Origin of the sequence: Lawsonibacter sp. LCP25S3_E2, assembly GCF_052117285.1 — a bacterium.
Lineage (GTDB): Bacteria > Bacillota > Clostridia > Oscillospirales > Oscillospiraceae > Lawsonibacter.
Genome location: NZ_JBQKJL010000001.1, coordinates 106,679 through 130,974 on the forward strand (window position 1 = coordinate 106,679; position 24,296 = coordinate 130,974).

The window sequence follows — 24,296 nt, forward strand, 5'->3', positions numbered from 1 at the left end:
CTTAAACCTCCATGATCACCGGCAGGATCATGGGGGAGCGCTTGGTCTTTTTATAGAGGTAGCCGGACAGATCGCCCTTAATGGCGCTCTTGATGGCCGACCAGTCGGTGGCGTAGCGCACATCCACGCTCTCAATGGCCTCCATAGCCACCTGGCGCAGCTCCTCCATCAGTCCCTCGGACTCCTTCACATACACAAAGCCGCGGGTGATGATGTCCGGACCGGACACCAGGCTCCCGTCCTCTCCGGACATGGAGAGCACCACCACGATGACACCGTCCTGGGCCAGGTGCCGCCGGTCCCGGAGAACCACGCTGCCCACGTCGCCCACACCGTAGCCATCCACAAAGACCTGGCCGGCGGTGACCGAGCCGGTGATCTTGGCCCCCTTGGGGGAGAACTCGATCACCTTGCCGATGTCGCTGATGATGATGTTATTGGGGTGCATCCCCATCTCCTGGGCCAGCTTGCCATGGATCTGGAGCATACGCTGTTCCCCGTGGACGGGGATAAAAAACTTGGGCTTGACCAGGGCGTGGACGATCTTCAGCTCCTCCTGGCAGGCGTGGCCGGACACGTGGAGGGCCCGCTCCCGCTCGTTCATCACCTCCACACCCCGGCGGTAGAGCTCGTTGATCACGTTGCCGATGGCGTTCTCATTGCCGGGAATGGCACTGGCGGAGATGATCACCCGGTCGCCGGGGAGCAGGTCCACCTGCCGGTGGGTATTGAAGGCCATCCGGGTCAGGGCGGACATGGTCTCTCCCTGGCTTCCGGTGGTGATGATACACACCCGGTTCTTCGGCAGGGAGCGGATGTGGTTTAAGTCCATCAAAATCCCGTTGGGGATGTTCATATAGCCCAGCTCAGAGGACACCTTCATGGCGTTCTCCATGCTCCGGCCGGTGACGGCCACCTTCCGCCCATACCGGGCGGCCACATCGATGATCTGCTGGATCCGGTCTACGTTGGAAGCGAAGGTGGTGACAATGATGCGCTCCTCACAGCCCCGGAACAGGGCATCGAAGGAGGCCCCTACGCTGCGCTCGCTGCGGGTATAGCCAGGGCGCTCCACATTGGTGGAGTCGGCCAGCAGGGCCAGAACCCCCTCCTTGCCCAGCTCTCCCAGCCTTGCCAGGTCCATCATACCGCCCTGAATGGGGGTGGTGTCGATCTTAAAGTCGCCGGTATGCACGCAGGTGCCCGCCGGGCACTTGATGGCAAAGGCCACCGCGTCGGCAATGGAGTGGTTCACATGGATAAACTCCACGGAGAACCGCCCCGCCTTCACCACGTCTCCGGCCTCACAGGTGATGAGCTTGGTCTTGTCCAGCAGGCGGTGCTCCTCCAGCTTCAGCTTGATGAGCCCCGCGCTCATGCGGGTGGCATAGATGGGGGCCTTGATGGAGCGCAGCACATAGGGCAGGGCCCCGATGTGGTCCTCATGGCCGTGGGTAATAAAGATGCCCCGGATCTTCTGCTGGTTCTTGATGAGATAGGTCACATCGGGGATGACCACGTCGATGCCGTACATGTCATCATCGGGGAAGCCCATGCCGCAGTCTACCACCACAATGTCGTTGCCGTACTCGTAAACCGTGAGGTTCTTGCCGATCTCATTGAGACCGCCCAGAGAGATAATTTTCAGTTTTTCTGCCATAATAACTCCTTATTTTTCCATTTCACAATCCTTGTCCGCTGGCTCGCAGTTTTTGCGGCCGGGACCTTTTGATGTACTTGGACAGAAAAACCCATGACAAAAGCGCTGTGCCGATCGCACAGCGGCAAGACGAAGGACTGCCCTCCCTCCCGGCCCTGCCTCGCCGGATGGAGCGGCTGCCCCCTTCGCCCTGGTGTTCTCTGTCCTCTTGTGCCCAGGTCCGTCCCCGCCTGTTCTCTACGGTTCTGGTGCCCGGAAAATATTTAAACGCGGGGGCGGGCCTTCTGCCCGGCCCCTTCGCGTATAAACCAATCATTGTTAGTTTAGTATACCACACTTTCCCGCAAAAGTATACTATCGCTTTCTCGAGAACAAATGTGTCACTTCTTGTCTCCCTCTTGGGCACATTGCTCAGAAATTTCCCGGTCCAGTTCCGCTGCACGCCCCGCATACAGGTCGCACAGTTCGGCAGCCAGTTCCAAATCCGGTCCCTCCGCCAGAATCCGCAAAGCGGAGCGCCGGGCCATGGGAGTGAGGTACACCCAGCCCCCGCCTGCACGCACCCGGAGCCCGTCTCCATCGGAGCGGCGGCTCTGTTCTCTGGCCAGGGCCTGCATGACCCTTCCCCGGTCGGAGGTAAGGGGAACTTCCCGCCGCCAGGCGGAAAAGCGGGGGGTTTTGGCCACCAGGCTCTCCAGCTTCTGCCCGGACACTCCCATCCGGGAACAGATGCGCACCGCTGCCGCCGGGGCCTCCCGGAACCAGGGCTGTGCGGCGTACAGCGCTCGGGCCTGGGCGCCATCCCGGTCCAGGCGGAGCACCTTCCCCCCATACCCGGCAGCTACCAGCTCCACCGCGGCACTGGCTCCCGCCGGTACCGCCGCCGTCCCTGCGCCGTTTTCCATCTCAATGAGAGCGGCCAAGGTCAGCAGCTGTCCACTGTCCACAAAGGCCCCCTTTTCGTCCTGGGCACTCAGGCGAAAGCCTCCCTTTTCTGCGTGAAAGGCCACAATTCCCGGCCGCCACTGTTCCTCCAGAATACACCCCAGGGCAGACAGCGCCTCACACAGTGCCCGGTCCTCCGCCGTCTCCCGTCCCACCGCCACAGTGAGCCGCCGCAGGGCAGGGCGGCGCAGACCTGCCTGCCGGGCCGTCCACAGTCCCCACTCCTGGGGGGTCAGCGCACTGGGGGTCAGGCGCCCCACCCGGCCGCTGCGCACCAGATGCAGCTCCTCCCGCAGCAGGGCCTGCTCAATCTTCCGCTCCCCATCCCGTGTGAGGGGTAAGCCGGAGCAGTCAAACACATGGAGATAGACCTTGCCCTCCTGCTCCTCCACAAACAGCGAAATGGGCAGCTTCAGCAGCACCCCCGCTCCTGCCCCCTGTACGGGGCTGTCCAGGCTGTGGGTCACCACATCGCCGCCCACGGCGGCCACTCCCGCTACTGCCGCCCGTGCCAGCATGCGGGCCCCCGGAGTACGGGAGCAGCCCACGCCCACCTTTCCCTCTGACCCCAGGATCCCCCCCAGGGTCACCAGGGCCTCGGGACCCAGGTCCTCCCCCAGCACGCCCTGGATCACACCGCTGTCTCCAAAGCGCAGCGTTCCCTTTTGGCAACCCCCGGTCACCGAGTGGGCCAGCCGGCAGCCGGCGGGGGCACACTGCCCCGGCCACAGGCGCACCCGCTCCAACAGCTCACCGTCCTCCTCCACCAGGGCGTTTTCTCCCAGCACCGCCCCCTGATGAAGCACTGCCCGCTTTTGGACCGCCGCATTTTGGCACAGCAGCGCCCCTTGAAGGGAAGACTGCTCTCCGGCACTGGCTCCCTCCAGCAGCACGCTTTGCCGGACCACGGCCTGGGCCCCTACTTCGACTCCGTCGCTCAGCACGGTATAGGGGCCGATCACCGCCCCAGTTCCCAGCTTGACTCCCGCTCCAATCCAGCAGGGGCCCTCCACCGTCACTCCAGCAGGGACCGGCTGGGCGGCCCAGAGGTGGTCACCCCGCCGGGTCAGCCCCAGCTCCAGCCCTGCTTTGCCGTCTAAAACGGCACGGACGCAGTCCAGATAGGCACCGCAGTCCCCCATGTCGCACCAATAGCCCTCCAGCGGACAGCCTGCAATGGTCTTTCCCTCCCGGAGCATGGCGGGAAAGAGGTCCTTGCCGAAATCCCACGGTTTCCCCTCCGGAATTCGGTTTAAAACCTCCGGAGAAAGGATATAGATCCCGGTGTTGATCTGGTCGGTGACCACCTGCCCCCAGCCGGGCTTTTCCACAAACCGCTCCACCATACCGTCCTGCCCCGTGACCACCAGTCCATATTCCAGAGGCGTTTCATGGTGGTACAGCACCAACGTGGCCTGGGCCCCCTTCTTCCGGTGGGCCTCCACCGCCTGGGACAGCTTCAAATCACATACACAGTCCCCGCCGATGACCAAAAAATCTTCCTTGCCCAGATACTCGGCGCAGTTTTTCACACTCCCCGCCGTGCCCAGGGGCTTCTCCTCCACAAAATACGTCAGTTGTACCCCCAGCTGCTCTCCGCTTCCAAAGTAGTCCATCACCACCTGGGGTTGGTAGCAGAGGGTCACGCAGATCTCACAAATCCCCTGCTCCCGAAGCAGATGGATGATGTGTTCCATCACGGGCCTGCCAAACAGCGGGGTCATGGGTTTTGGTCTGCCCAGGGACAGAGGCCGAAGCCGCGTACCCTCTCCGCCCGCCATAATCACTGCCTTCACGCCGTTGTCCATCCTTTCTGATTTTTCAATAGTATGGCACCGGACATGGTCCTTCATTCCCGCCGCGTCACTTGTTCCGAAGGACAAACTATGGTATACTTTTCTCAACTTTGATCAAAAAACAGTGCAGAACTGCCTCAGGAGGAATGGTTATGGACATCCGTCCCGGACGCTACCGCCACTTTAAGGGCGGAGAATATGAGGTGCTGGGCACGGCCCTCCACTCGGAAACGCAGGAACCTATGGTGGTCTACCGGGCCCTGTACGGCGAAGGCGGCCTGTGGGTCCGCCCGGCCGCTATGTGGAGCGAGCATGTGCAGCGTGACGGTTATTCCGGCCCCCGGTTTGTTCTGGTGGAGGAAACGGTATGAACATTCAGATTTTCGGAAAAAACAAGTGCTTTGACACCAAAAAAGCCGAGCGCTGGTTTAAAGAGCGCCGGATCAAGTTTCAGGCGGTGGATGTGAAAAAATACGGCATGAGCCTGGGAGAGCTCACCAGCGTAAAAAACGCGGTGGGGCTGGATAACCTCATCGACCCCGGCCACCCCGACGCCGTTCTTCTCTCCTACCTGGCTGGGGACCAGGCAAAGCTGGAAAAGCTCTATGAGGACCCCACCCTTCTGCGCACCCCCATCGTCCGCAACGGAAAGCAGGCCACCGTGGGCTACTGCCCGGAGGTCTGGGCGGACTGGAAATAAAAGTACAGTTTATGGGACAGCTCTCCTGCTAAGCTGAAGGAAATGGGAAAAGGAGGAAGGTTTTATGGCAAAAAGCTCCAACCAAAAAACAAAGCTGCTCCACCTGGCCCGCATGCTCCTTCGGCAGACGGACGAGGATCACCCCCTTACCGTGGCCCAGATCATTGAGGCCCTGGCACGGGAGGACATCAAGGCCGAACGCAAGAGCATCTATGACGACCTGGAGGCTTTGCGGCTGTTCGGCCTGGATGTGCAGTGCCGGAAGGGCAAAACCCCCGGTTGGTTCATCGGCAGCCGGGACTTTGAGCTCCCCGAGGTAAAACTTCTCATGGACGCAGTCCAGTCCTCCCGCTTCATCACCCAGAAAAAGAGTGACGCGCTCATCCGCAAGCTGGAGTCCCTGGCCAGCATCCATCAGGCGGGCCAGCTTCAGCGCCAGGTCTATGTCTCCGGGCGGATCAAGGTCATGAACGAGAGCATCTATTATAATGTGGACAAGCTCCACACCGCCATTGCCGCCCAAAGGGCCATCACCTTTAAATATTTTGACTATGACATCACCCGGCAGAAGGTCTTTCGCCGGGAGGGAAAGCGCTATGTGGTCTCCCCCTATGGGCTCATCTGGAACAGTGAAAACTACTATCTGGTGGCCTTTGACCACGCCAACCGGGACATGCGCCACTACCGGGTGGACAAAATGACCGAGATCGCCGTTACCTGCCTGAACCGGGAGGGCAAGGACCAGTACCCGGACTTTCAGCTTGCCCAGTACGGCCAAAAACACTTCGGCATGTACAGCGGTCCGGAGTGGAAGGTCACCCTCCGGGGCCGCCGGGATAAAGCGGGCCTTGTGTGGGACCGGTTTGGCCAGGATGTCATCCTGGTCCCCGATGGGGAGGAATACTTCACCGTTACCCTCCCTGTGGTCATCAGTCCTCAGTTTTTCGGCTGGCTCATGGGTCTGGACGGGAGCCTCACCATCACCGCCCCCAAAGAGGCGGTCAACGCCTACCGGCAAAAGCTCTCCGCCGCCCTGGAGCTTCTCTCTTAGCCTCCGCCCCCGAATTCCGAAGAAATCTGGAGTTTGGGGGCTTGTCTTTTTTTGTATTTTCCAGGAAAAAACGGTTGAGTTTGGTTTCCATAAAGTGTTATACTGGAGAAGCACCATCTAACTGACCGACATAGAAAGGACTCGCACTATGAACTTACCCTTCCGGGGGCCGCGCGCCCTCCTGGCCGCCGTTTTGGCCGCCGCTTTGATCCTGACCACCCCAATGGCCCTGGCCGCCGGAATGCCCTACGAGGATGTGGCGGACGGGTCCTGGTATGAAGATGCGGTGGAATATTGCTGGAGCCACCAGATTATGGACGGCGTATCCTCCACCTCCTTTGCTCCCAACGAGCTGATGACCCGTGGTGTTCTGGCCGAGGCCCTCTACCGCCTGGCGGACGAGCCGGAGGTCACCCTGGAAGGGAAAGATTACGACAGCGGCTCTGAGCAGGTGGACGAAGAGGACGCCCCCACCGCCGAATATCCCTTCTCCGATGTAGACCCCGCTTCTCCCTATGCCGACGCCATTCTCTGGGCGTACCAGGAGGGGATCATCGGCGGCTATGACGACGGCACCTTTGGCCCCGACACCCCCATCACACGGGAACAGATTGCCGCCATTTTCTGGCAGGCCCAGGGAAGAAAGCTCTCCCAGGCGGCCGCCCCCTTTACCGATTTGAAGCAGGTCTCCCGCTGGGCCATCAACGCAGTGGAATGGGTGTGGTATGTGGGCCTGATGAGCGGCAAGGAGGACGGCTCCTTTGACTACGCCGGCTATACCACACGGGCCGAGGGTGCCGCCATTCTGCGCACCTACGACCGGCTGTTCATCCATATCCCCGACCCGGACCCCGAGACCAGCCCCATCGCTCCCAACACCTACGATAACTCCGCTTTTGTCTCCAACGGCAGGTACCTCACCTACCGCGGCGACGCTTCCAGCTTCATCGGCGTGGACGTCTCCTCCCACCAAAAGCAGATCGACTGGGCCCAGGTGGCCGCCTCCGGGGTGGACTTTGCCATGATTCGTGCAGGCTACCGGGGCTACTATAACCCCACCCTCAACAAGGACGCCTATTTTGACTGTAACATGCAGCAGGCCCTGGCCAACGGCCTGGAGGTGGGCGTCTACTTCTTCTCCCAGGCCGTCACCGTGGAGGAGGCCCAGCAGGAGGCCTATCTGCTGCTGGAATGGATCAAGGATTACGACATCACCTACCCTGTGGTCTTTGACTGGGAGAGCGTCAACGATGAGGATTCCCGCACCAAGGACACCGACGGCGAGACGGTGACAAAGTGTGCCCTGGCCTTCTGCAAGATCATTGAGGATGCCGGCTACCTGCCCATGACTTACGGCAGCCCCTCCAAGGTGTACGCGGGGGGCATCCAGCTGGAGTATCTGCAGAACTACCCCTTCTGGCTGGCCCACTACACCAAGGACCGGGAGCCCACCAGCTTCCGCTACCACTATGACATGTGGCAGTATTCCAGCACCGGCTCTGTGCCGGGCATCGAAGGAAATGTGGATCTGGACCTGTGCCTGACCGATTTCTCCAAGTGGAACCGGACATAACCCTTCCACCGCCTCCGGCATAAGCCGGAGGCGGTTTTTTTGCGTTCTTGACAAATTTTGTTCTTCGGTTATAATAAGCCCTGTGACTGTCTTGACACCTGTACAGTCTATTTAGTTTTGTGTGGTAAAGGTGATCCTATGAACGAATTTTTCAAGCGGAAAAACATTGAGATTTCCGCCAAGCGCTACGGCATCGATGCTTTGGGAGCCATGGCCCAGGGCTTGTTCTGCTCCCTGCTCATCGGCACCATCATCAAGACCCTGGGGCAGCAGCTGTCCGTCCAGTATCTCATTGACATCGGCACCTATGCCATGGCTGTCTCCGGTCCCGCCATGGCGGTGGCCATCGGCTATGCCCTGAAGGCCGACCCCATGGTCCTCTTCTCCCTGGCCGCCGTGGGCTGGGCCGCCAATGCCGAGGGCGGCGCAGGCGGACCGCTGGCGGTACTCATCATCGCCATCATTGCCGCGGAGTGCGGCAAGGCGGTGTCCAAAGAGACTAAGATCGACATTCTGGTCACTCCCGGCGTGACCATTCTTATCGGTGTAGCCCTGGCCAAACTCATCGCACCTCCCATTGGGGCGGGCGCCTCCGCCTTTGGGGACATGATCGACCGGGCCACCAAGCTCCAGCCCTTCTGGATGGGCATCGCCGTCTCCGTACTGGTGGGCGTGGCCCTCACCCTGCCCATCTCCTCCGCCGCCATCTGTTCGGTGCTGAAGCTCACCGGCCTGGCCGGGGGGGCTGCCGTGGCCGGGTGCTGCGCCCAGATGGTGGGCTTTGCGGTGATGTCCTTCCGGGAAAACCGCTGGGGCGGCCTGGTGAGCCAGGGGCTGGGCACCTCCATGCTCCAAATGCCCAACATCGTCCGCAATCCCCGGATCTGGATTCCCGCCACCCTGGCCTCCGCCATCACCGGCCCCATCGCCACCTGCATCTTTGGTCTGGAGATGAATGGGGCGGCCATCAACTCCGGTATGGGCACCTGCGGCCTGTGCGGGCCCATCGGGGTGTGGACCGGCTGGCTTGCCCCCAGTGAGGATGCCCTGGCCAAGGGCGCTGTGGCTATCGCCCCCACCTCCTTTGATTGGCTGGGAATGCTTCTCATCTGCTTTGTCCTGCCCGCCCTGCTGTCCTGGGTTTTCTGCCAGGTCTGCCGGAAGCTGGGCTGGATCAAGGAGGGCGACCTGACCCTTCCCAACTGAAAATGCCATCTTTGGGCGGCGAAAGCCGCCCATTTTTTATTGGCAGGAAAAATTTTCGCAAAAGTCAACATATTTTTGCAAAAAAGATAAAAAAGTTTCAGACACAGGCCGCGAAGGCGGTGGAGAAGACCGCGTCAGCAGATAGGAAGCCCAGGATTTCGCGGGGATAGGCGTTCAGCCAGTCTTCGACCTTCTGGATTTCCTGGACGCTGACTTTGCTGAAGTCCGTCCCCTTCGGGAACCAGCGGCGGATCAGGCCGTTCGTGTTTTCGTTGGTCCCGCGTTCCCAGGAAGAATAGGGGTGGCAGTAGTAGACCTTCGTCCGCGGCCCATTCCGGCGACAGCTTCGTTCCATGCCGTCGACGTCGGCAAACTCGGAACCATTGTCGACGGTTATCGACTTGAAGGTGGCACGGAAGGCCGGCGATCCCATCTTCCGTTCCAGGCGGTCCAGGGCGCGAACTACGCTGGCGGCGGTGTGATCCTGGACCTTGATGATCAGTTCCTTCCTGGACAGTCGTTCAGACAGGACCAGAAGGGCCGGCTTCGTCTTCTTCTTTCCCAGGACGGAGTCCATTTCCCAATGACCGACGGTCGTCCTGGCGTTCACTTCCTCCGGCCGGTGTTCAATGCTGGTTCCGGCGGACGCTCTGGCGCCCTTCTTGTGGGTGCGGGTGTAGCCGCGCTTCTTCTTGCCGTGACGGGGAAGGTCGCGCATTTCAAGCGACAGGAAGACACCCTTCCGGATATAGGAATACAGGGTCGACTTACAGATCGACGTTTTGAACTTCAGGCCCTGGACCTGGATTTCACCCAGGACCGCCGCCGGCGAATATCCGTCGCCGGCGATCCGATGTTCAATATAGGCCGCCAGTTCGTGATCGTTGCCGATCTTTAACTGGGGGCCTTTATTCGTGCCGTTGTACTTCTTGACCGCTTCGGCGACGTCACAGCTATAACGGATTTCCTCCGTCAGGTCGGAATTAGTGTGGACATACTGGCCCCGCTTCAGTTCATAATAGACCGTCCGAAGGCTGACACCCAGGGCGTCGGCGATGGCCTGTTTTGTCATGCCCTGGCGCATATACTTTTCGATGTTCAGGCGGTCCGTCCTGGTTAACTGCTTGAATCTGCGACGCTTCATGGTGTTTTCCTCCGTTCGGTAGAATAAAAGGCCCCGTCCTTTCGGACAGGGCCTTTCAGGTCACGCGCTCGACTTTGCGATCTGGGCGTCGATCGCTTCCTTGATGAAGGCGTTCACGCTCGTTCCGGCCGCCGCCGCGGCCTGGGCGATGATCTCCCTGTTTCCCTTCGGGACCGTTATTTCGATTCTGTCATACGCCTTCAGGTTATAGCGTTTGTTTGCGGCTGTCTGCGCCTTTGACATTGTGAATCACCTTCCTTTTGGTGCGTATTATATACTACCGGTAGTATGTTGTCAAGCAGAAAAAACGGCCCTCCGGTTCTGGTCCGGAAGGCCGGTCATTCTTCGTCTTCGATCAGGTTTTCAAAGGCAACGCCGAAGACCGCCGCAAAGGCGCGGACTTCGTAGTCCGTGACCAGGCGGTCGCCGGATTCGATCTTGCTGACGACGTCCTGTTCCATGATCACGTCCTGGGTCTGCATTTTGGCGGCAAGGGCCGCCTGGGACCATCGCCGCGCCGTCCGAAGGCAACGGACGCGATTTCCACAGATATTCTTCCGGCCGTTGTAGTCGAACTTCTTCACGCCTGATCCTCCAGTTATGGTAATATCCCATATTCTAATTGACTTTAGCATAAGATTCCGATATTCTTATGGTAATATCCCATAACTTCGGGGTAAATATCAAAGGGAGGTTCTGGCATGGGTGCGAAGAACTGGGTCCTGGAAGGCGACTACAAACACAAAGCGGTCATTATGCAAGGCGGGAAGGCGGTTTTGAACGTCGGCCTGATGAAAAATCTGAAGCTGGACAGTTCCACGATCGACCAGATCGAAGTCGTGGACGAAGAATCCCAGAAAAGCATGGGTTCCGCCGTGGCGCGCGGTGCCGCTGGCGCTCTGCTTCTGGGTCCCCTGGGCGTCGTGGCGGCCGCCACCGCGAAGACGAAGGGGGTCCATGTGGTGGCGGTCCAGTTCAAGGACGGAAAGCGGTCCCTTCTGGAACTGGACGACACACGGTTCAAGGCAATCAAACTCGCGATATTCTGAAAACGAAAAAACGCCCAGGGGTTCGTCCCCTGGGCGTCTTTCTATTTGAAATACTTCATGTAGCCACGCTTCTTCAGTTCCTGTTCGAAGCGGCGCTGAAGGCGCGCGTTCTGGGTGCGCTTCGTGGCGTTGACGGCCCGTTCCAGGGTGTAGTGACCAGGAATCAGGGAATGGACGAACATTCCCCCTTGCGGGTCCTTCGGCTTGTAGACGAACGACTTCCCGTCCCAATGTCCAGGGACGAAGTGGCCGCGGAAGCCATATTCCAGGGGCTTCGCGTAGTTCAGGTTGTTGAAGACGTCGATCTTGTAGGCTGTTCCGGTTCGGATCGCCTTCGAACTGCTCTTGAAGTTCCGGCGATAGTCGCCGGTATTGATGATGTTTTCTTCTGTGCAAATCTTCCTTGCCTGGTCACGGGCGAAGCGGCCTTCGCCGACCGCCAGGTGGTCCATGATCTCCGGAAGGTCGGCCTGAAGGGCGACCATGGCCTTTCCGAAGTTCGCCAGACCGTCCAGCTTCATTCCCATAGTCAGACCTTCTTCGTGTAGGACAGACTGATCCAGCCGGCGCCGGACTTCAGGCGGCCCCAGTTCCCCTTCTGCTCGACGATGGTATAGACGCCGCGGTCCTTGATCTGGCCGGTGACAGCGTAGGACGTGCCAGGGCCTTTTCGGATATTCAGGACGGAAGCCGTGATCCGCACCAGGTAGGGGGTGAAGGTGGCTCCGCTGGGCGTCTGGCTGGGCTTCTTCTCCGGCTCCGCCGGCGCGGCCGCGCCCAGGCGTTCGTTCACCTGGGCCGCGATCTGGGGGTGGAGGTTATAGAGATAGTCACCAGGACAGGCCTTGTTCGCGAACCACCGGTGAACGGTCATGTTCTGCTTGTCCACCTGGCCGATCAGGGACTTGTCGCCCTTCCACAGAAGGGCCTTGATCCCATTCCGGCGGCAAATATCCACCAGAAGGTCGATCAGGGCGGCCAGTGCCTGGTCCGTCACCTTGTAGGGGTGCTTCGCGTCGGACGCGACTTCGATCGTGATCGCGCGGTGGTCGTTGGAGCGGGACGAACTGCACCAGGACCGGTCCTGTTCCTCCACGGACAGGCCGATCGAACCGTCCTTCCCGACGACGTAGTTCGCGGAACACTCGCGGCCGGTGGTGGCGAAGTAGTCACAGCCTTGCTTCGCCGTCCATTGTCCGACAATACAATGAATCGTGATGGTGTCGATCTTATGATTCCTGGGGCTGGTCCGGTTCGGGCTGATCCTGGAATACGTCACTAACGGGCTGTTGCTCATGCTCTTTTTCCTCCTTTGCGGGTACGGTGTCCGCCGGCGTGTTCAGGATCGCGACGAACTTTGTGAAGGCTTCCTTGATGTACTTACAGGCGACCAGAAGAACCGCACCGATGATGATCAGATCGGCGAACAGTTCCGCGTATTCGTCAGGGATCGTCCAGCCGACTTCAGTCGCGAAGATCGGAAGGGTGGTGATGGCGATACACAAAAGGGTCAGGCCGACGATGAACGTCAGCGCCTTCAGTCCGCCGGTCGCCAGCTTTTCGCGGCTGAAGGGTTCGCAGTTGATCTTGATGTTGTACCACAGGGAGAACACGACGTTCGCCAGGAAGGCACACAGGAAGATCGCCATAGCATAGCCGATCTTGACCAGGTTCCCGATGATGATTTCAAACATAGGTTCATTCCTCCTTGTCGACCAAGTCGCCGTATTGCCGGCGAAGCTTGATCCTGTTTTCTGTTTTTGCCTTGCTGTAATAGAATCCGGTCGCCGTGGCGGCTTCCCCGAAGATGGCCGGTATCAGGTAGGCCAGGGCGTCCGTGTTGCTGGTCCTCCACACCATGACACAGGTGAAGGCCGTCACGAAGATCGTGACGGCCCCCACGGTGCAAATGATGATTTTGGAGAACTCGCGGCGGGGTTTACTGCGCCTTTTCAAGGTCTTCGATCCGGTGGTTCGCGACCTTGATCCGCTCTTCGATAAGGGCGGCCTGTTCTTCCAGCTTGAAGGTCCGTTCGATCACGGAATTATGCTTGTCGACCTTCTCTTCCAGCTTTTCCAGGCGATAGGCAATCAGGGCGGACCTTTTCCGGTTCGCCAGGTAGGCACCGGCCAACGTGCCGACCATAGAAAGAACGGCGATGATGATCCCTTCGGTCATGCCGTCACCTCCGTCCAACCGTAGACGCCAGGTTCCCAGACGTTCGACGCGACGTCGGACGTCCAGTGTTTCCCGTTATGGGACACCTTCGCGCCGGCGTTATAGGCGTCATGGGCGCCGACCGGCTGGGACCATTCCGGCCATTCCTCCGTCGGGTCGCCGATCTTCGACCACAGGGACGCGGCGGCCGCGGGGGTCCAGTCGGCTTGCGAAGTGTGGTCCTGGTTGCACCGGTACAGGTCGGAACCGTAGCGGCGGATATTGCCCTTTTTGTAGGCGATCGGGTAGGCCCAGGGGGCGAACTGCTCGACGTTCTCCGTGGAGGTGACGTCGTCGATCTGGCCGCCCTCCGCCAGGACCACGAAGGCGATGGACGCCGCCGCCGCGATCTGGGTGACAGGGTTGTTCTTTTCCTGTTCCTGGGCTTCCTTCATGCTGACGGTTTCGCAGTCGTGCGAGTTGAAAGACATTTTGCTTCCCTCCTTCCATCAGGCGAAACGGATCGTCGCCTGGGTGATCTCGATTTCCTCCGTTCCCTTCAGCAGATAGAACCGATAGCCCAGGCCGTAGCCATTTGCGACGGTGCTGTTCGCGAAGGTGTGGGCCAGGCGGTTCGCCTTCTCCGTGATGTCCTCCCAGACGGGGTTCGTGTCGAACGGGTTGTTCGTCACTTCCAGGTGGAGCGTGGAGCCGGCCGGACGGTCGGACGGGTACAGGGAAACGAAGACCTTCGTGACCTTCGCGTCGGTGTTGAAGGCGCGGGCCGCGGCGATCCTGGTGACTGTGCGGCTGAAGGTGATGTTGCGGACGGCCGTTCCGCCGTTGCCGTCGGAAGCGGTGACCTTCAGGACGTGGGTCCCCGCGATCAGCCTGATCCAGACGGAAGACATGTCGGCGGTGTTCTGGGCGCCGGCCGTGGCCGTGTAGGTGCGAAGGGTGATGGTTTCCGTTCCGTTGGTCAGGGTTTCCGCCACGGTCAGGGTCTGGGTGGCGGACTGGGCGTCGGTGACGGTGTATTTGTAGGTGAATGGGTCAGTCTTCGCGCCCATGTTCTGGTCGGAACCGCTAATCACGGGCGGGGTATTGTAGGAAATGGTCTTTCCGGAACCGGTGCAATACGCCGTTTCATTCCCGACCGCGTCCACGGCCTTCACGCGCGCGTAGTAGGTTGTTCCGCTGGACGGGACCGTGTCCTGGATCGTCTTCGCGGTGGTGATCCCGATCTGGGTCCAGACGCCGGAATCCACCTTCCGTTCCCAGACGTAGGAAATGGCGTCGCCCTCCGGATCGGTCGATCCGCCGGTCGACAGGGTCAGCTTCTGCCCCGCCTGGGGGGTGCCGTAGGTGATGGAAGACGGGGTCGTGGGCGGCTGGTTCCACAGAAGGATATAAGCGCCGTCTGTGTCGGTTGTATCAGATACCAGATTCGAAGATGCCAAATACAAAGCCGGCCGGACGCCGTTGATGCCGAAGTACGCGTCGGTGTAGTTCAGACTGCCGTCCGTGCTGACAAAGCGCGCGCTGATCGCGTAGCCGGCGTGCGGGGTTCTTAACCACCACCACCAATATTGAGAAGCGGACAGACTGGAATTAGTGTAGGTGGACTTGCTGACGGCTTCCGCCGTGGGGTAGCACTGGCGTCGCGACGCGGAATTGAAGTAGGACCACAAGGAACCTTCGGCCACGCCGTTTTCATTGGAAAGGCCGACGTTCGTGTTCGAAAGCAGAAAGACCTTTCGAACGATGTCTTCGTAGCCTCCGCCGTCGGTGACGGTGTTCTTCGCGACGCGGATCGTGGAATCCAGGATCGCGTTTCGGAAGTCGGCTTCGAAGTTCGCCAGGAAGCCGGCTTCGGTGTCGTAGGGGTTATAGCCTTTCCAACAGTTCGCGGACGTGGGCGGGGCGTCGGCTCCGTGCTGTGCGGCATACCAGGACGCGGCCGCACTGTTCAGCCACTTGTCGATGTTGGAAACGGAATAGCGGTTGTTTCCGTAGAGTCGGCGGTCACTGTTGCTGTTGCTCGGCTCCTTCGCGTCGAAGCATTTCAGGGTGATCATCTTTTCCGTCACCAGGCCCGTTCGGCCCTGGGACGTGTCCTGTGTGCCGACGATCCACCTGATCGCCTGTCCGTTGTACTTTGTGTTCGCCGACTTGACGACGCTTCCAACGGGTAAAGCGGATAGAGATTTCGCCATAGGGTTTTCCCTCCATTTCTTCCCTGAACAGGTTGAAGAACAGGTCGTCGATCTCGCTGATCAGGTGATAACTGTTGCCGTGTTCGGCGTGGCCGGTCCAGGAATTATAAGACTGAAGGACCGTGTCGAAGTCGACACGGCCTTCGTCTACCAGGTGGCGGAACTTCGTGATCTTCCGCCTAATCCGGTTCTTGCTCTCACGGCGTACCTTCCGGACGACCTTTCCGCTGTCAGTCAGGTAGGTCCGAAAGCCCAGGAAGTCGATTCCCTGGGATAACGGAAATATGGCCGTCTTCTGGTTCAGTTCCAGGCCCAGGTGGACCAGGAACCGGCGGATTTCTTCAAGGCAGAACTGCAAATAGGCCCTGTCCTCATGTATCAAATAGAAGTCGTCCATGTAGCGGCCATAATACTTGATTCCCAGACGTTCCTTGATCATGTGGTCCATGTCGGACAGGTAGAGGATCGCGAACCATTGTGAAGTGTGGTTCCCGATCGGAATCCCTGGTCCCTCCGTGGAGCCGATGATCATGTCCAGAAGCCACAGGACGTCGCGGTCCTTGATCAGCCGGCGAAGCTGGGTCTTCAGAACGTCGTGATTGATCCGATAGAAATACTTGCGGACGTCGCACTTCAGCACCCAGCCGCCGGCGCCGTTCTTGCGGTAGTAGGCCGCCATGAACGCCTTCAGTCGGTCAAGGCCGAAATGGGTCCCTTTGCCCTTCTGACTCGCGTAGTTGTCATAGATGAATGTCTTGGAAAGAAGCGGTTCAAGGACATGTTCACATAAACAATGCTGAACGATCTTGTCGCGGAAGCTGTTATACATGATCAGCCGTTCTTTCGGTTCATGCACGAAGAAGCAGTTGTACGGGGACAGGCGGTATTTGTGGCGCTGAAGCATGACCTGAATGAACAGAAGGTTTTCCAGGACGTTCGCTTCATACTTGCACACGGAATACTTCCACCGTTTCCCTTTGCGCGCTTCTGTAAACGATTGATATAAATTGTTGAAGTCCGTAACGTACGCGAAGTCATGGGTGGGCGTTCCATGATCTTTCATAATAGAAAAATCCTCCTTGACGCTGATAGTCCGGCCGTCGCTGTTGAAGGCCTTTCGTCGTCAATCATGTATTTACCAAAGGGACTGTCGCGGCCCTTCGGAAGGAAACGATCTCCTTTGTTGGTGATACTCTGTTTTCAGGCTTTCCGCCCTAATCAGTCCCGTTTTCCACCAAATCCGGCCGGACGCCGTTGTTGCCGTTCTACGCATTGTTGTTGTTCAGACTGCCGTCCGTGTTGACATTGCGCGCGTTGTTCGCGTTGCCGGCGTTCGGGGTGACAGATCGTTCCCTAATGAATTATGATCAGCCTTCAGGGATCGGGCCGGCCGGCTCCACGGGGATTCCCGTCTTCCGCTCGGCGTCATACCATCGGGCGGTCATACATTTCACGTCGACCGTCAGCTTCGTCCAGTAGTCGAAGGTCCCGCTGTCGATATAGCCGCGGTCCTTCGATAGCTGGATCATGTGGAGAAGTTTCTTGCACTCCGTCAGCGCGGCGCGCTGAAGCTTCAGGCGGTCGGCCTTGTCCTGGTCGTCCATAATGGGAAAGATTTCATTCGCTTCGACCAGGTTGTCATAGATTGCCAGGGCGTGTCCCTGGATTTTGTTCGTCACGGAAAATCTGATCTTCTTCGGAAAACGCGTCGCGTTATCCGTGATCTTCAGGGTGAAGTGGATCATCTTGTCCGCGACGGGCAGTATATGAAGCGGACTTTCGCCCTTGCTGGGCTGGCTCCGCTGGTAGTTTCTTCGCGATCCCATTGATACACCTTCGATTCCGGATATTCTCGACCACAGCGGCGTCGCCGGTAAAGTCGAAGCCGTAGTCCCGAAGGACCGCGGCTTCTTCCGTGCCGGCGTAGGTCATGCCGCAAAGAACCACGCTGTCGCCCTCACAGAAGCCGCACACGGGACGAAGTTCCGTGAACAGGTTCGATATAAGGCAAGAGGTTTCCGACGGCGTGGCGGCGATCCTGGTCATAAATACAGACGGTTCCGTGTCTGATCCAGAATCCCTTCGGGAACTCCGGTCCCGTCATAGCCCTTCCAGTAGGTAAGCTGTGCGGGGGCGAAGGTGTGGGTCACGGTGGTTCCGGTGAAGCCGGTGTTTAACTGTTCCTTGATCGCTTCAATGTCTCTGTCCTGGCGGCGCTGAACCTGTTCCGTGTTCTCTCCGGTGGTTTCGTTGACAGTGTCCGCGGCCTGGGTGTGGAACAGAGGCGCCGCGTAGGCGGTCATTTGCGCGCGGGTGACGTAGGAACCAGGGGCGACCTGAACGGACACGGACGCGGCTTCCTGGTTCGTCACGAAGACGGCCAGGTCGTGAACGTGGACGGTGTCCGCGTCTTCTGCAAAGGACGTCGCCGGAAGGACGTTGTCGGTGTCGCCGCCGTACAGCCAGCCATAGCAGAACATGATTTCCGCGCCGTCGATGTTCTTCCCGTAGACGGCGACTTCTCTGATCCAGACAGGGGCGTCCAGGCCTTCGTTCGTCACCTGGACGGGGATCCGCATGATAGCGGGGTCGCCCTCGATCAGGTCCTTTTCGCCCAGGCTCACGGCGACGTTCTCCGGTGTCACGATCCCCGTCAGTGTGTTCGGGCTGACGGTGGCGACGCCGCTTCCGGCCGCCGCGTGTGTCAGGATCAGCGGCTTTCCAGCCGCGATCAGGGCTGTCAGGGCCGCCGCGCCGGCGTCCGTGACGATAGACTTGAATCTTGCCATGTGGTTTTCCTCCTTATGTGGCCGGCGTGTAGACGTGCCGGTTCATAGTGACCATGACGGAACAGGCCGCCGCCTGGGCCGGTTCGTCCTTCTGCGGAATGTCCGCCGTCAGTCGAAGGACCAGGTTCGCGGGGATCATCTGGCCCAGGGTGACGATCAGGGCGTCCCGCTGGGAATAGCCTTCCAGGCGGATTCGAATGAACAGGTCATAGGCGTTTTCGTCCAGGGTGACGGTGAAGTCGTCCGTGATGGTCTTCAAGTACTTCAGAAGGGTCCTGTATGTATAGGGAAGCTGGTCAAGGTATTTGATCAGAATCCGTTCGCGGCGCGCTTCCAGGGTGTCACCGTCGGCCGCGTGAAGGCCCATGATGGCTTCCCAGCGTTGACACCCATATTCGGATAGGGTCGCCAGGAAGAAGTCGTCAGCGGCCGTTCTGACGTCGTCCAGGGCCGTTTCGAACTCCGGCTGTTCCGCGTTGGCGATCTGCTGGAACTCGACCAAGTCCTGAAGACAGCGCGGCCAGTAGTCTTTAAGTTTCATTCGTGATCCCTCCCATGACGGGGATCGCGTCGGACGCCAGGACGATATTCTGGGTTCCGCCGTTGATCGTCGTCCCCGTGATGTCGATCACGCCGTCCACGGACAGGACCTTCGTTTCCACCTGGGACACGCGGACGGTGATCCCCGACTGGTTCGCCCAGTCCTTCGCCAGGGCCACGAAGTAGTCCTGGATTGCCTTCGTGACGGCGGTCTTCACGGTGTCCCAGGTGTAGCCGGTGGCGAAGGTCAGCTTGAAGGACACGCTGATCGCCGTTCCGGTGACGCCGACGACGGTGACGACGTGGCCGATCGGCGCGATCCCGACGCCTTCGCCCTGGTTCTGTGTGGGGTCGACGGCGGTCTGGACGGTGTCGACCAGGGTCGAAGACGGGACGCCCCAGTCGCTGTTCACGAAGACGATCTTCACGGTCCCGCCGCCGTTCCAGACGGGGAACACCTTCACGGCGCCCACGCCCTGAAGCAGTTCGACCTTCGTCCGGTAGTCGGCGATATTGCCGCCGTATGCCTGGGATTCCAGGCTTTCCTTATATCGGGCCAGAAGGTTGGCGTCGCTCTCTTCGTCTTCGCCGTTGATCAGAATGTCGGCCAGACGCGCCGCGCCCAGGCCTTCCACATAGTCGATCGGGAAAAGGTTCCCCTGGTACTGGTTGCCGGCGGCTCCGGCCGTTTCACACAGAAGTTTGAACTGGCCGGTGGCGATCTTCTCTGTCACGACGTAGTTCAGGGCGTCGCCGGAATAGCGGGACCCGATCGGGACGTCCATCGCCCCGCCGTCCCCGCCCTCGAAGTAGCCCTTCCGGACCGCGGCCGTGGCCGGCGTTCGGAAGACGCTTCGTTCCTGACACTTCATGGTCAGGTCGTCGCCTTCCTCTGTGTCGGGGAAGGCACGGTCCAGAAGGTAGGCCAGTTCGATATACATGATCGCCAGTTCGGCGGCCGCAGGCGCGATCGCGTCGTAGACGACCGAACCTTCCCGCTTGTCGATGGAAGCGGCCACGCGGGAAAGGCACCGGTCCATGATGTTTTCGAAGGTCATATTTTCATACAGCATTGTCGCCGACCTCTCTTTCGATAGGGATTTCGCCGAAGATGGTTTCGGCTGTGAACTTCACGGTCGCCGTCCGCTTGTCGATCTGGGACACTTCAAAGTCGGTGACGTCAGTGATCCGGCTGTCCGCCAGAATGGCTTCCGTGATAACGCGCTTGATTTCGCTTGCAAACACATGATAGCTTTTCCCGACGACTGCGTCCAGTTCAATTCCATAGTTCCAGGAATAGATCAGGTAGGCGAACCGCTCCGTCTGAAGGATTTTATAGATCGCTTGCTTCATGGCTTCCGTTTCATCGCAGAAGCCGCCGACGCGGCCGGCGTCGAAGTCGATCTTGTAGGTCCGCGAAGTGGCTTCGGCGGCGGTCTGGACTTCCAGGTCTTCGCCGATCTTCACGGTGGTCGCGTTAGGAATCATAGGTCACACCCTCCCCAGGACAAGAAAGGCCTGTCCGCCCTGGTTCCGAAGAAGGATCACCTTGTCGCCGTCGGCCAGTCCGTAATAGTATTCCGACGTTTTGTCGGTGTTGGTTTGGTAGTTGCTCTTCAGGACGTGGGAATGGGAAGCGAAGGCCGCTTCGCCGCTCCCGCCGCCCTTCTCTTCGGTGGAAGGGCCGCCCTTCATGCCGGTGTGGTAGTGTGTGGGGTAGTAGCCGGCCTGAAGTTCCTTCGGAACGACGATTGCTTCGCCGGATATGTCGAAGCGGTTATCCACGCGGATCGTCAGGGGCGACGTCTTCGTCACCTTCCCGAAGAACCAGGCCGTCGGCGCGCCGGCGGCGTTGGTGTTCTCCGCGACTTTCTTCATCGTGTCTAAAAGGCCCATGTCACACCACCTTCAATTTCAGTGTCATTGTTTCCTTCAACAGGTCATGCGTGGCTTCCTCGACCAGGAAGAAGGACTTCACGCCCACGGCGCCGATCCCGATATACAGGACGCGGCCGGCACGGACGGACAGGTCCGCGATCGCGTTCAGGCTGAAGGACCGCGACGGCCGGTTGTAAAGTTCCAGCATTTTCGCGCCCCGCTCTTTGATCTGGGCTTCGTTCATGCTTTCGTCGACCGTTTCATAGTCCTGAAGGATTCCCCACAGAGTCATGTTCTTCGAATCCTGGTAGATGTAGACGTCACGTTTGCCGGTGGTCTTATTGTCCTTGACCAGCTTGATTTTGTTGTAGGTGTCGGAATCTATGTCCTGGTCGTAGGTGTAGCCGGTGGCAAGGCTCCCGTCGCCCACGAACAGGTCCAGCTTCGCCGTTTCGACGTCCGTGATCGCCAGGGAACCGAAGTCGTCCCACAGGACGAACATTTTCCCCGTGTTGATCAGGGTCAGGTCGATTGCCTTCAGGGCGGTGTCGAAAAGCGTCTGGCCGTCCTCAATCATGGAGGGGATCGCGTAGCCGGTGTTCGCCAGGGTACCGGTCTTCAGCTTGAAGTCTTCGGCGATCTGCTTCACGATCTGGTCGGCGCGCTTGCCGGTGAAGACATAGGTTTCCTTGTTTTTCTTCAAATACCAGGTCTGATCGTAGGCTGTGATCTGGACCTGGTCCTTTTCGCTCTGGCTGATCTTCACGACGTAGCCATAAAAAAGGCCCGTGGAACCGTTCTTCAGGACCAGAATCCCGCCAGGGTTCCACGCCACGGCGTCGTCGACGATCGCGGTCACGGTCAGGGAAGCGGGGGAACCGGACCTTTTCGTCGTCCACTTTGCCGCCGTGATCAGCGTCGTCACGTCATGCGCGGCGCCGGTCACGTTGTTCTGGTAAAGAATAGAGATAGCCATATCAGGGGATCGTGAACGTCTGTCCAGGGTAGATCAGGTTCGGATTTTTCCCGATCGTCCCCTTGTTGGCGTTATAGATTTTCGTGTAGTCCGCCCCGTTGCCGTACAGCGCCTTCGCGATGTTCCACAGGCAGTCCCCAGACTTCACGGTGTAGGTTTTCGGTTTGCTGGCCGGCTGGCCGGCCCTGGTCGGTTCCTGGGCCTTCGCCGGCTCCGACTTCTGGGCGGGGAGGGTGATCCGCTTCGCGGAATAGTCCCGCCATTCATACAGCTTGATCGAATAGTAGAAGTCCCCCAGTTCGCCGGACCGCTCTTCGTACTCGAAGGACTCCACGCCCATTTTGACGTTCATGTCCAGGTCCGTCCCGGTGATCAGGAAGCGAAGGGGTGTCCGGCCGTCCCTGGCGGACTGGATCGCCTGGATAATGGCGGTCGGGTTCCGGACCTGGCCCGTGGTATAGGGGGCGCTGGACTTCGGGAAGAAGCTGTCCCATTCGATGGTCCGAAGCCCCTTCTTCCGAAGGATCAGGACTTCGCCCAGTTCAAGGACGGTCGTCCGTTCGTTCTTGCCAGGGGAAGACACCTTCAGGGAAGCGGGAAGGACGGGAATGTTGATTTCCCGTCCCCCCGCGATCAGGGTCATTCTGTATCGGCTCATTAGTTATACACTCCTTCCGCGGCGGCGATGAACTCACCTTCCAGCTTCCGTTCGATCGCGCTGACGACGTCGTCCAGGTCCACGCGTTCGCTGATCTGGGCGTCCATCGCGACGGTCGGGGTCAGGGTGACGAAGTTCTGGACATAGCGCATTTCGGCCACGTCGCGAAGGAACTTCAGGTCTTCGTCGGCGATATTGACGTCGCTGTCGATCTTGCCGACGGAACCGACGCTGTCCAGGTCCCCGCCGTTGATCGTGCCGGTGGAGCGGGACACGTCCCAGGAAGAAGTCAGGCTGTCCAGTTTGCCGGTGATCTGGGAAAGGTTGTTCGCGATTCCCTTCGCGCCGGTGGACCAGGCGGCCGCCCTGCTGGCCGTGTCGATCTTCTCCATACGGTCATAGCGGACGGCGTTTTCTCCATAGCTGGCTTCGATCTTCGCCTGAAGGCCGCTTCGCCAGTTGCCGACGGCGTCCGACAGGCTCGACCCGAAGACCGCGTCGATCGCGTTCGCTATGGTTTCCAGGACGCCCAGGACGGAATCCGCCAGTCCCAGGAACAGGCGTTCAATGGAACCGATCGGATCGACGAAGACGTTCGCGAAGAACTCCGCAAATGTGGCGATGAAGTTCCAAATGTCGGCGATCAGGTTGTAGCCGAAGGCATACAGGCCGCCCAGAAGGCCGCCCACGAAGCCCACGACGTCTTCAATGGTGACGCCGGCGTCCATTGCGGCGGAGATCAGAAGGGCGACCAGGGCGATCATCATAATAAGCGGCGCATTTGCAAGCGCCCAGGCCGCGGCCTGGGCCAGGACAGGCGCCACGGTAGCCCACAGGCGGGAGATCATGGCCGGAAGAAGAACGATCGCGATTGCCGTCAGGATAGCGGACACGGTGGGCCAGTTGTCGACGACCACCTGGGCGATCCAGGACACGGCGGTCGCCGCATAGCCCAGAAGGCCCATGATCACGTTCAGGACGACACAGACGCCGTCCAGGGCGCCGGTGTTCTGAAGGGTGTCCAGAAGGTTCGTCACCGCCGTCAGAAGGCGCATGACGCCGCCGACCAGCTTCTGGCCGGCAGCTTCGTACAGTTGGCCGATCTTGTTCTTGAACCGCTCGATCTTGCCGGTGGGGGTGTTGGCGTAGGACTCGGCCAGTCCCTTCCAGGACTGATTGATCACGTCGTTGATCACAGCGACCTTTTCCATGTCGGTTCCGGTTTCTATGATCTTCTGCTGGGCTTCGGATAACTCGAAGCCCTTCTTCTTCAGGCCGTCATAGGTGCCATCTAAGGCCTTGCCAAGCTGGGTTGCATATTCGACCATCTGGCTTTGGTCCACAGACGGGCCGCCCATGCCGGCGGCGTAGTTGGCAAGGGTCCCCATAGCCGCGGAAAGGGCTTCGGGGTCCTTCAGATAGGTTCCCAGTTCGGCCGCGCCGGCGACGAAGGTGTCACCGCCGAAGGTGGTCTTCGATTCCAGTTCGGACGCCCTGTCGCGGATCGCGTCGAAGGCTTTCTGGTCCATGCCGGCGTTCTTCATAACGACGCCCAGTTGGACTTCGGCGTTGTACTGGTTCGAAAACTCTTCCAGGGCCTTTTGAATCTGGCCCTTGACGGCGGCGACCGAAAAGACCGCCAGGGCCTTCCTGATCAGGCCTTCCGTTCGGGACCAGGCGTCAGATACTTCTTCCGCCCCCCTGCCGGCGTCCCTCTGCCTGTTGATAAAGGCGTCCAGGCGCTTTCTGGCGCGGTCAATCAAAGACGCGCTGTTTTCCAGTGTCCGGCCAGGGTTCACGGCCTGGGTGGCCTTGTCCGCAGACCTGGCGGCGCGCTCCATTTTTTGAAAGGCGGACGTGATCCGCTTCAGCTTCGCGGACATACCGTCGCGGATCGTCATAGGTGTCGAAACACCAGGCACGGTTCATCACCGTCCTTTCTTCCCCCGCCGCGCCG

General features: G+C 59.6%; 29 protein-coding genes. 6 read left to right on the forward strand and 23 right to left on the reverse strand.

The features are described 5' to 3' along the window. Window position 1: 1 nt before the first annotated feature. Window positions 2–1,660, reverse strand: coding sequence for a ribonuclease J (locus tag ACTQ3R_RS00525; RefSeq protein WP_441777641.1), 1,659 nt, complete (start codon window positions 1,658–1,660; stop codon window positions 2–4). 380 nt (window positions 1,661–2,040) lie between these two features. Next, window positions 2,041–4,401 carry a sugar phosphate nucleotidyltransferase gene (locus ACTQ3R_RS00530; protein ID WP_441777640.1) on the reverse strand — a complete coding sequence of 787 codons (2,361 nt, stop codon included), beginning with the start codon at window positions 4,399–4,401 and terminating at the stop codon, window positions 2,041–2,043. 152 nt (window positions 4,402–4,553) lie between these two features. Here ACTQ3R_RS00530 and ACTQ3R_RS00535 point away from each other — a divergent pair, with 152 nt between their 5' ends. The 5 genes from ACTQ3R_RS00535 (at window position 4,554) to ACTQ3R_RS00555 (ending at window position 8,931) form a co-directional block, all read left to right on the forward strand. Beyond that, the gene (locus ACTQ3R_RS00535) at window positions 4,554–4,772 is read left to right on the forward strand and encodes a DUF1653 domain-containing protein (RefSeq protein ID WP_441777639.1); all 219 of its coding nucleotides are present in this window, start codon (window positions 4,554–4,556) and stop codon (window positions 4,770–4,772) included. After that, complete coding sequence (locus ACTQ3R_RS00540) at window positions 4,769–5,101, forward strand: arsenate reductase family protein (protein ID WP_441777638.1); 333 nt, start codon at window positions 4,769–4,771, stop codon at window positions 5,099–5,101. The genes ACTQ3R_RS00535 and ACTQ3R_RS00540 overlap by 4 nt, the downstream gene beginning before the upstream one ends. A gap of 64 nt (window positions 5,102–5,165) precedes the next feature. Then, window positions 5,166–6,152 carry a helix-turn-helix transcriptional regulator gene (locus tag ACTQ3R_RS00545; RefSeq protein ID WP_441777637.1) on the forward strand — a complete coding sequence of 329 codons (987 nt, stop codon included), beginning with the start codon at window positions 5,166–5,168 and terminating at the stop codon, window positions 6,150–6,152. 148 nt (window positions 6,153–6,300) lie between these two features. Next, a complete protein-coding gene (locus ACTQ3R_RS00550; RefSeq protein ID WP_441777636.1) occupies window positions 6,301–7,725 on the forward strand; it encodes an S-layer homology domain-containing protein in 1,425 nt (474 codons plus the stop codon). Between the two features lie 138 nt (window positions 7,726–7,863). Beyond that, window positions 7,864–8,931, forward strand: coding sequence for a PTS transporter subunit IIC (locus ACTQ3R_RS00555; protein ID WP_441777635.1), 1,068 nt, complete (start codon window positions 7,864–7,866; stop codon window positions 8,929–8,931). A 97-nt stretch (window positions 8,932–9,028) separates the two neighbouring features. On the opposite strand, the gene ACTQ3R_RS00560 is transcribed toward ACTQ3R_RS00555, so the two are convergent. From ACTQ3R_RS00560 to ACTQ3R_RS00570, 3 genes are all read right to left on the reverse strand, one after another. Continuing rightward, entirely contained in the window at window positions 9,029–10,075 is a 1,047-nt protein-coding gene (locus ACTQ3R_RS00560; protein ID WP_441777634.1) for an IS30 family transposase, read from the reverse strand. A 60-nt stretch (window positions 10,076–10,135) separates the two neighbouring features. Next, complete coding sequence (locus ACTQ3R_RS00565; RefSeq protein WP_441777633.1) at window positions 10,136–10,318, reverse strand: antitoxin; 183 nt, start codon at window positions 10,316–10,318, stop codon at window positions 10,136–10,138. A gap of 95 nt (window positions 10,319–10,413) precedes the next feature. After that, on the reverse strand, window positions 10,414–10,659 hold the full coding sequence (locus ACTQ3R_RS00570) for a helix-turn-helix domain-containing protein (RefSeq protein ID WP_441777632.1): 246 nt from the start codon (window positions 10,657–10,659) through the stop codon (window positions 10,414–10,416). A 117-nt stretch (window positions 10,660–10,776) separates the two neighbouring features. Here ACTQ3R_RS00570 and ACTQ3R_RS00575 point away from each other — a divergent pair, with 117 nt between their 5' ends. Beyond that, a complete protein-coding gene (locus ACTQ3R_RS00575; RefSeq protein WP_441777631.1) occupies window positions 10,777–11,124 on the forward strand; it encodes a hypothetical protein in 348 nt (115 codons plus the stop codon). Window positions 11,125–11,165: 41 nt separating this feature from the next. Here the strand turns inward: ACTQ3R_RS00575 and ACTQ3R_RS00580 are convergent, their stop codons facing one another. From ACTQ3R_RS00580 to ACTQ3R_RS00665, 18 genes are all read right to left on the reverse strand, one after another. Further along, window positions 11,166–11,651: an HK97 gp10 family phage protein gene (locus ACTQ3R_RS00580; protein WP_441777630.1), complete on the reverse strand. Its 486-nt coding sequence runs from the start codon at window positions 11,649–11,651 to the stop codon at window positions 11,166–11,168. 2 nt (window positions 11,652–11,653) lie between these two features. Next, on the reverse strand, window positions 11,654–12,421 hold the full coding sequence (locus ACTQ3R_RS00585) for an N-acetylmuramoyl-L-alanine amidase (protein WP_441777629.1): 768 nt from the start codon (window positions 12,419–12,421) through the stop codon (window positions 11,654–11,656). Then, window positions 12,354–12,818 carry a hypothetical protein gene (locus ACTQ3R_RS00590; protein WP_441777628.1) on the reverse strand — a complete coding sequence of 155 codons (465 nt, stop codon included), beginning with the start codon at window positions 12,816–12,818 and terminating at the stop codon, window positions 12,354–12,356. Before ACTQ3R_RS00590 ends, ACTQ3R_RS00585 begins: the two co-directional genes overlap by 68 nt. A gap of 4 nt (window positions 12,819–12,822) precedes the next feature. Further along, window positions 12,823–13,080 (reverse strand): hypothetical protein, encoded by a 258-nt coding sequence (locus ACTQ3R_RS00595; protein WP_441777627.1) that lies wholly within the window; start codon window positions 13,078–13,080, stop codon window positions 12,823–12,825. Beyond that, window positions 13,064–13,303, reverse strand: a complete 240-nt coding sequence (locus ACTQ3R_RS00600; protein WP_441777626.1) for a hypothetical protein — start codon at window positions 13,301–13,303, stop codon at window positions 13,064–13,066. The genes ACTQ3R_RS00595 and ACTQ3R_RS00600 overlap by 17 nt, the downstream gene beginning before the upstream one ends. Continuing rightward, window positions 13,300–13,773 (reverse strand): carbohydrate-binding protein, encoded by a 474-nt coding sequence (locus ACTQ3R_RS00605; protein WP_441777625.1) that lies wholly within the window; start codon window positions 13,771–13,773, stop codon window positions 13,300–13,302. Before ACTQ3R_RS00605 ends, ACTQ3R_RS00600 begins: the two co-directional genes overlap by 4 nt. 18 nt (window positions 13,774–13,791) lie before the next feature. After that, window positions 13,792–15,360 carry a DUF6273 domain-containing protein gene (locus ACTQ3R_RS00610; protein ID WP_441777624.1) on the reverse strand — a complete coding sequence of 523 codons (1,569 nt, stop codon included), beginning with the start codon at window positions 15,358–15,360 and terminating at the stop codon, window positions 13,792–13,794. Then, the gene (locus ACTQ3R_RS00615) at window positions 15,308–16,561 is read right to left on the reverse strand and encodes a reverse transcriptase domain-containing protein (protein ID WP_441777623.1); all 1,254 of its coding nucleotides are present in this window, start codon (window positions 16,559–16,561) and stop codon (window positions 15,308–15,310) included. Before ACTQ3R_RS00615 ends, ACTQ3R_RS00610 begins: the two co-directional genes overlap by 53 nt. Before the next feature lie 304 nt (window positions 16,562–16,865). Next, a complete protein-coding gene (locus tag ACTQ3R_RS00620) occupies window positions 16,866–17,324 on the reverse strand; it encodes a four helix bundle protein (protein ID WP_441792663.1) in 459 nt (152 codons plus the stop codon). Then, window positions 17,212–17,472, reverse strand: coding sequence for a hypothetical protein (locus tag ACTQ3R_RS00625; protein ID WP_441777621.1), 261 nt, complete (start codon window positions 17,470–17,472; stop codon window positions 17,212–17,214). The genes ACTQ3R_RS00620 and ACTQ3R_RS00625 overlap by 113 nt, the downstream gene beginning before the upstream one ends. Window positions 17,473–17,540: 68 nt before the next feature. Beyond that, window positions 17,541–18,287 (reverse strand): hypothetical protein, encoded by a 747-nt coding sequence (locus tag ACTQ3R_RS00630; protein WP_441777620.1) that lies wholly within the window; start codon window positions 18,285–18,287, stop codon window positions 17,541–17,543. Window positions 18,288–18,300: 13 nt separating this feature from the next. Beyond that, window positions 18,301–18,828, reverse strand: coding sequence for a putative phage tail protein (locus tag ACTQ3R_RS00635; RefSeq protein WP_441777619.1), 528 nt, complete (start codon window positions 18,826–18,828; stop codon window positions 18,301–18,303). Further along, window positions 18,818–19,900, reverse strand: coding sequence for a baseplate J/gp47 family protein (locus ACTQ3R_RS00640; RefSeq protein WP_441777618.1), 1,083 nt, complete (start codon window positions 19,898–19,900; stop codon window positions 18,818–18,820). The genes ACTQ3R_RS00635 and ACTQ3R_RS00640 overlap by 11 nt, the downstream gene beginning before the upstream one ends. Further along, window positions 19,890–20,315, reverse strand: coding sequence for a DUF2634 domain-containing protein (locus tag ACTQ3R_RS00645; RefSeq protein WP_441777617.1), 426 nt, complete (start codon window positions 20,313–20,315; stop codon window positions 19,890–19,892). Before ACTQ3R_RS00645 ends, ACTQ3R_RS00640 begins: the two co-directional genes overlap by 11 nt. A 3-nt stretch (window positions 20,316–20,318) precedes the next feature. Then, the gene (locus tag ACTQ3R_RS00650) at window positions 20,319–20,723 is read right to left on the reverse strand and encodes a DUF2577 domain-containing protein (protein ID WP_441777616.1); all 405 of its coding nucleotides are present in this window, start codon (window positions 20,721–20,723) and stop codon (window positions 20,319–20,321) included. A 1-nt stretch (window position 20,724) separates the two neighbouring features. Continuing rightward, the gene (locus ACTQ3R_RS00655; protein ID WP_441777615.1) at window positions 20,725–21,681 is read right to left on the reverse strand and encodes an XkdQ/YqbQ family protein; all 957 of its coding nucleotides are present in this window, start codon (window positions 21,679–21,681) and stop codon (window positions 20,725–20,727) included. Window position 21,682: 1 nt separating this feature from the next. Further along, the gene (locus ACTQ3R_RS00660) at window positions 21,683–22,339 is read right to left on the reverse strand and encodes a LysM peptidoglycan-binding domain-containing protein (RefSeq protein WP_021751073.1); all 657 of its coding nucleotides are present in this window, start codon (window positions 22,337–22,339) and stop codon (window positions 21,683–21,685) included. Further along, the gene (locus tag ACTQ3R_RS00665) at window positions 22,339–24,240 is read right to left on the reverse strand and encodes a hypothetical protein (protein WP_441777614.1); all 1,902 of its coding nucleotides are present in this window, start codon (window positions 24,238–24,240) and stop codon (window positions 22,339–22,341) included. Before ACTQ3R_RS00665 ends, ACTQ3R_RS00660 begins: the two co-directional genes overlap by 1 nt. Window positions 24,241–24,296 lie beyond the last annotated feature (56 nt).

Coding starts and splice junctions, on each gene's coding strand:
- ACTQ3R_RS00620 (WP_441792663.1), bottom strand. CDS start 17,324: ATGGGATCGCGAAGAAACTACCAGCGGAGCCAGCCCAGCAAGGGCGAA.
- ACTQ3R_RS00635 (WP_441777619.1), bottom strand. CDS start 18,828: ATGAAACTTAAAGACTACTGGCCGCGCTGTCTTCAGGACTTGGTCGAG.
- ACTQ3R_RS00600 (WP_441777626.1), bottom strand. CDS start 13,303: ATGACCGAAGGGATCATCATCGCCGTTCTTTCTATGGTCGGCACGTTG.
- ACTQ3R_RS00610 (WP_441777624.1), bottom strand. CDS start 15,360: ATGATCACCCTGAAATGCTTCGACGCGAAGGAGCCGAGCAACAGCAAC.
- ACTQ3R_RS00550 (WP_441777636.1), top strand. CDS start 6,301: ATGAACTTACCCTTCCGGGGGCCGCGCGCCCTCCTGGCCGCCGTTTTG.
- ACTQ3R_RS00555 (WP_441777635.1), top strand. CDS start 7,864: ATGAACGAATTTTTCAAGCGGAAAAACATTGAGATTTCCGCCAAGCGC.
- ACTQ3R_RS00545 (WP_441777637.1), top strand. CDS start 5,166: ATGGCAAAAAGCTCCAACCAAAAAACAAAGCTGCTCCACCTGGCCCGC.
- ACTQ3R_RS00660 (WP_021751073.1), bottom strand. CDS start 22,339: ATGAGCCGATACAGAATGACCCTGATCGCGGGGGGACGGGAAATCAAC.
- ACTQ3R_RS00575 (WP_441777631.1), top strand. CDS start 10,777: ATGGGTGCGAAGAACTGGGTCCTGGAAGGCGACTACAAACACAAAGCG.
- ACTQ3R_RS00640 (WP_441777618.1), bottom strand. CDS start 19,900: ATGCTGTATGAAAATATGACCTTCGAAAACATCATGGACCGGTGCCTT.
- ACTQ3R_RS00565 (WP_441777633.1), bottom strand. CDS start 10,318: ATGTCAAAGGCGCAGACAGCCGCAAACAAACGCTATAACCTGAAGGCG.
- ACTQ3R_RS00665 (WP_441777614.1), bottom strand. CDS start 24,240: ATGACGATCCGCGACGGTATGTCCGCGAAGCTGAAGCGGATCACGTCC.
- ACTQ3R_RS00540 (WP_441777638.1), top strand. CDS start 4,769: ATGAACATTCAGATTTTCGGAAAAAACAAGTGCTTTGACACCAAAAAA.
- ACTQ3R_RS00630 (WP_441777620.1), bottom strand. CDS start 18,287: ATGGCAAGATTCAAGTCTATCGTCACGGACGCCGGCGCGGCGGCCCTG.
- ACTQ3R_RS00535 (WP_441777639.1), top strand. CDS start 4,554: ATGGACATCCGTCCCGGACGCTACCGCCACTTTAAGGGCGGAGAATAT.
- ACTQ3R_RS00655 (WP_441777615.1), bottom strand. CDS start 21,681: ATGGCTATCTCTATTCTTTACCAGAACAACGTGACCGGCGCCGCGCAT.
- ACTQ3R_RS00605 (WP_441777625.1), bottom strand. CDS start 13,773: ATGTCTTTCAACTCGCACGACTGCGAAACCGTCAGCATGAAGGAAGCC.
- ACTQ3R_RS00525 (WP_441777641.1), bottom strand. CDS start 1,660: ATGGCAGAAAAACTGAAAATTATCTCTCTGGGCGGTCTCAATGAGATC.
- ACTQ3R_RS00590 (WP_441777628.1), bottom strand. CDS start 12,818: ATGTTTGAAATCATCATCGGGAACCTGGTCAAGATCGGCTATGCTATG.
- ACTQ3R_RS00645 (WP_441777617.1), bottom strand. CDS start 20,315: ATGATTCCTAACGCGACCACCGTGAAGATCGGCGAAGACCTGGAAGTC.
- ACTQ3R_RS00585 (WP_441777629.1), bottom strand. CDS start 12,421: ATGAGCAACAGCCCGTTAGTGACGTATTCCAGGATCAGCCCGAACCGG.
- ACTQ3R_RS00615 (WP_441777623.1), bottom strand. CDS start 16,561: ATGAAAGATCATGGAACGCCCACCCATGACTTCGCGTACGTTACGGAC.
- ACTQ3R_RS00650 (WP_441777616.1), bottom strand. CDS start 20,723: ATGGGCCTTTTAGACACGATGAAGAAAGTCGCGGAGAACACCAACGCC.
- ACTQ3R_RS00580 (WP_441777630.1), bottom strand. CDS start 11,651: ATGGGAATGAAGCTGGACGGTCTGGCGAACTTCGGAAAGGCCATGGTC.
- ACTQ3R_RS00560 (WP_441777634.1), bottom strand. CDS start 10,075: ATGAAGCGTCGCAGATTCAAGCAGTTAACCAGGACGGACCGCCTGAAC.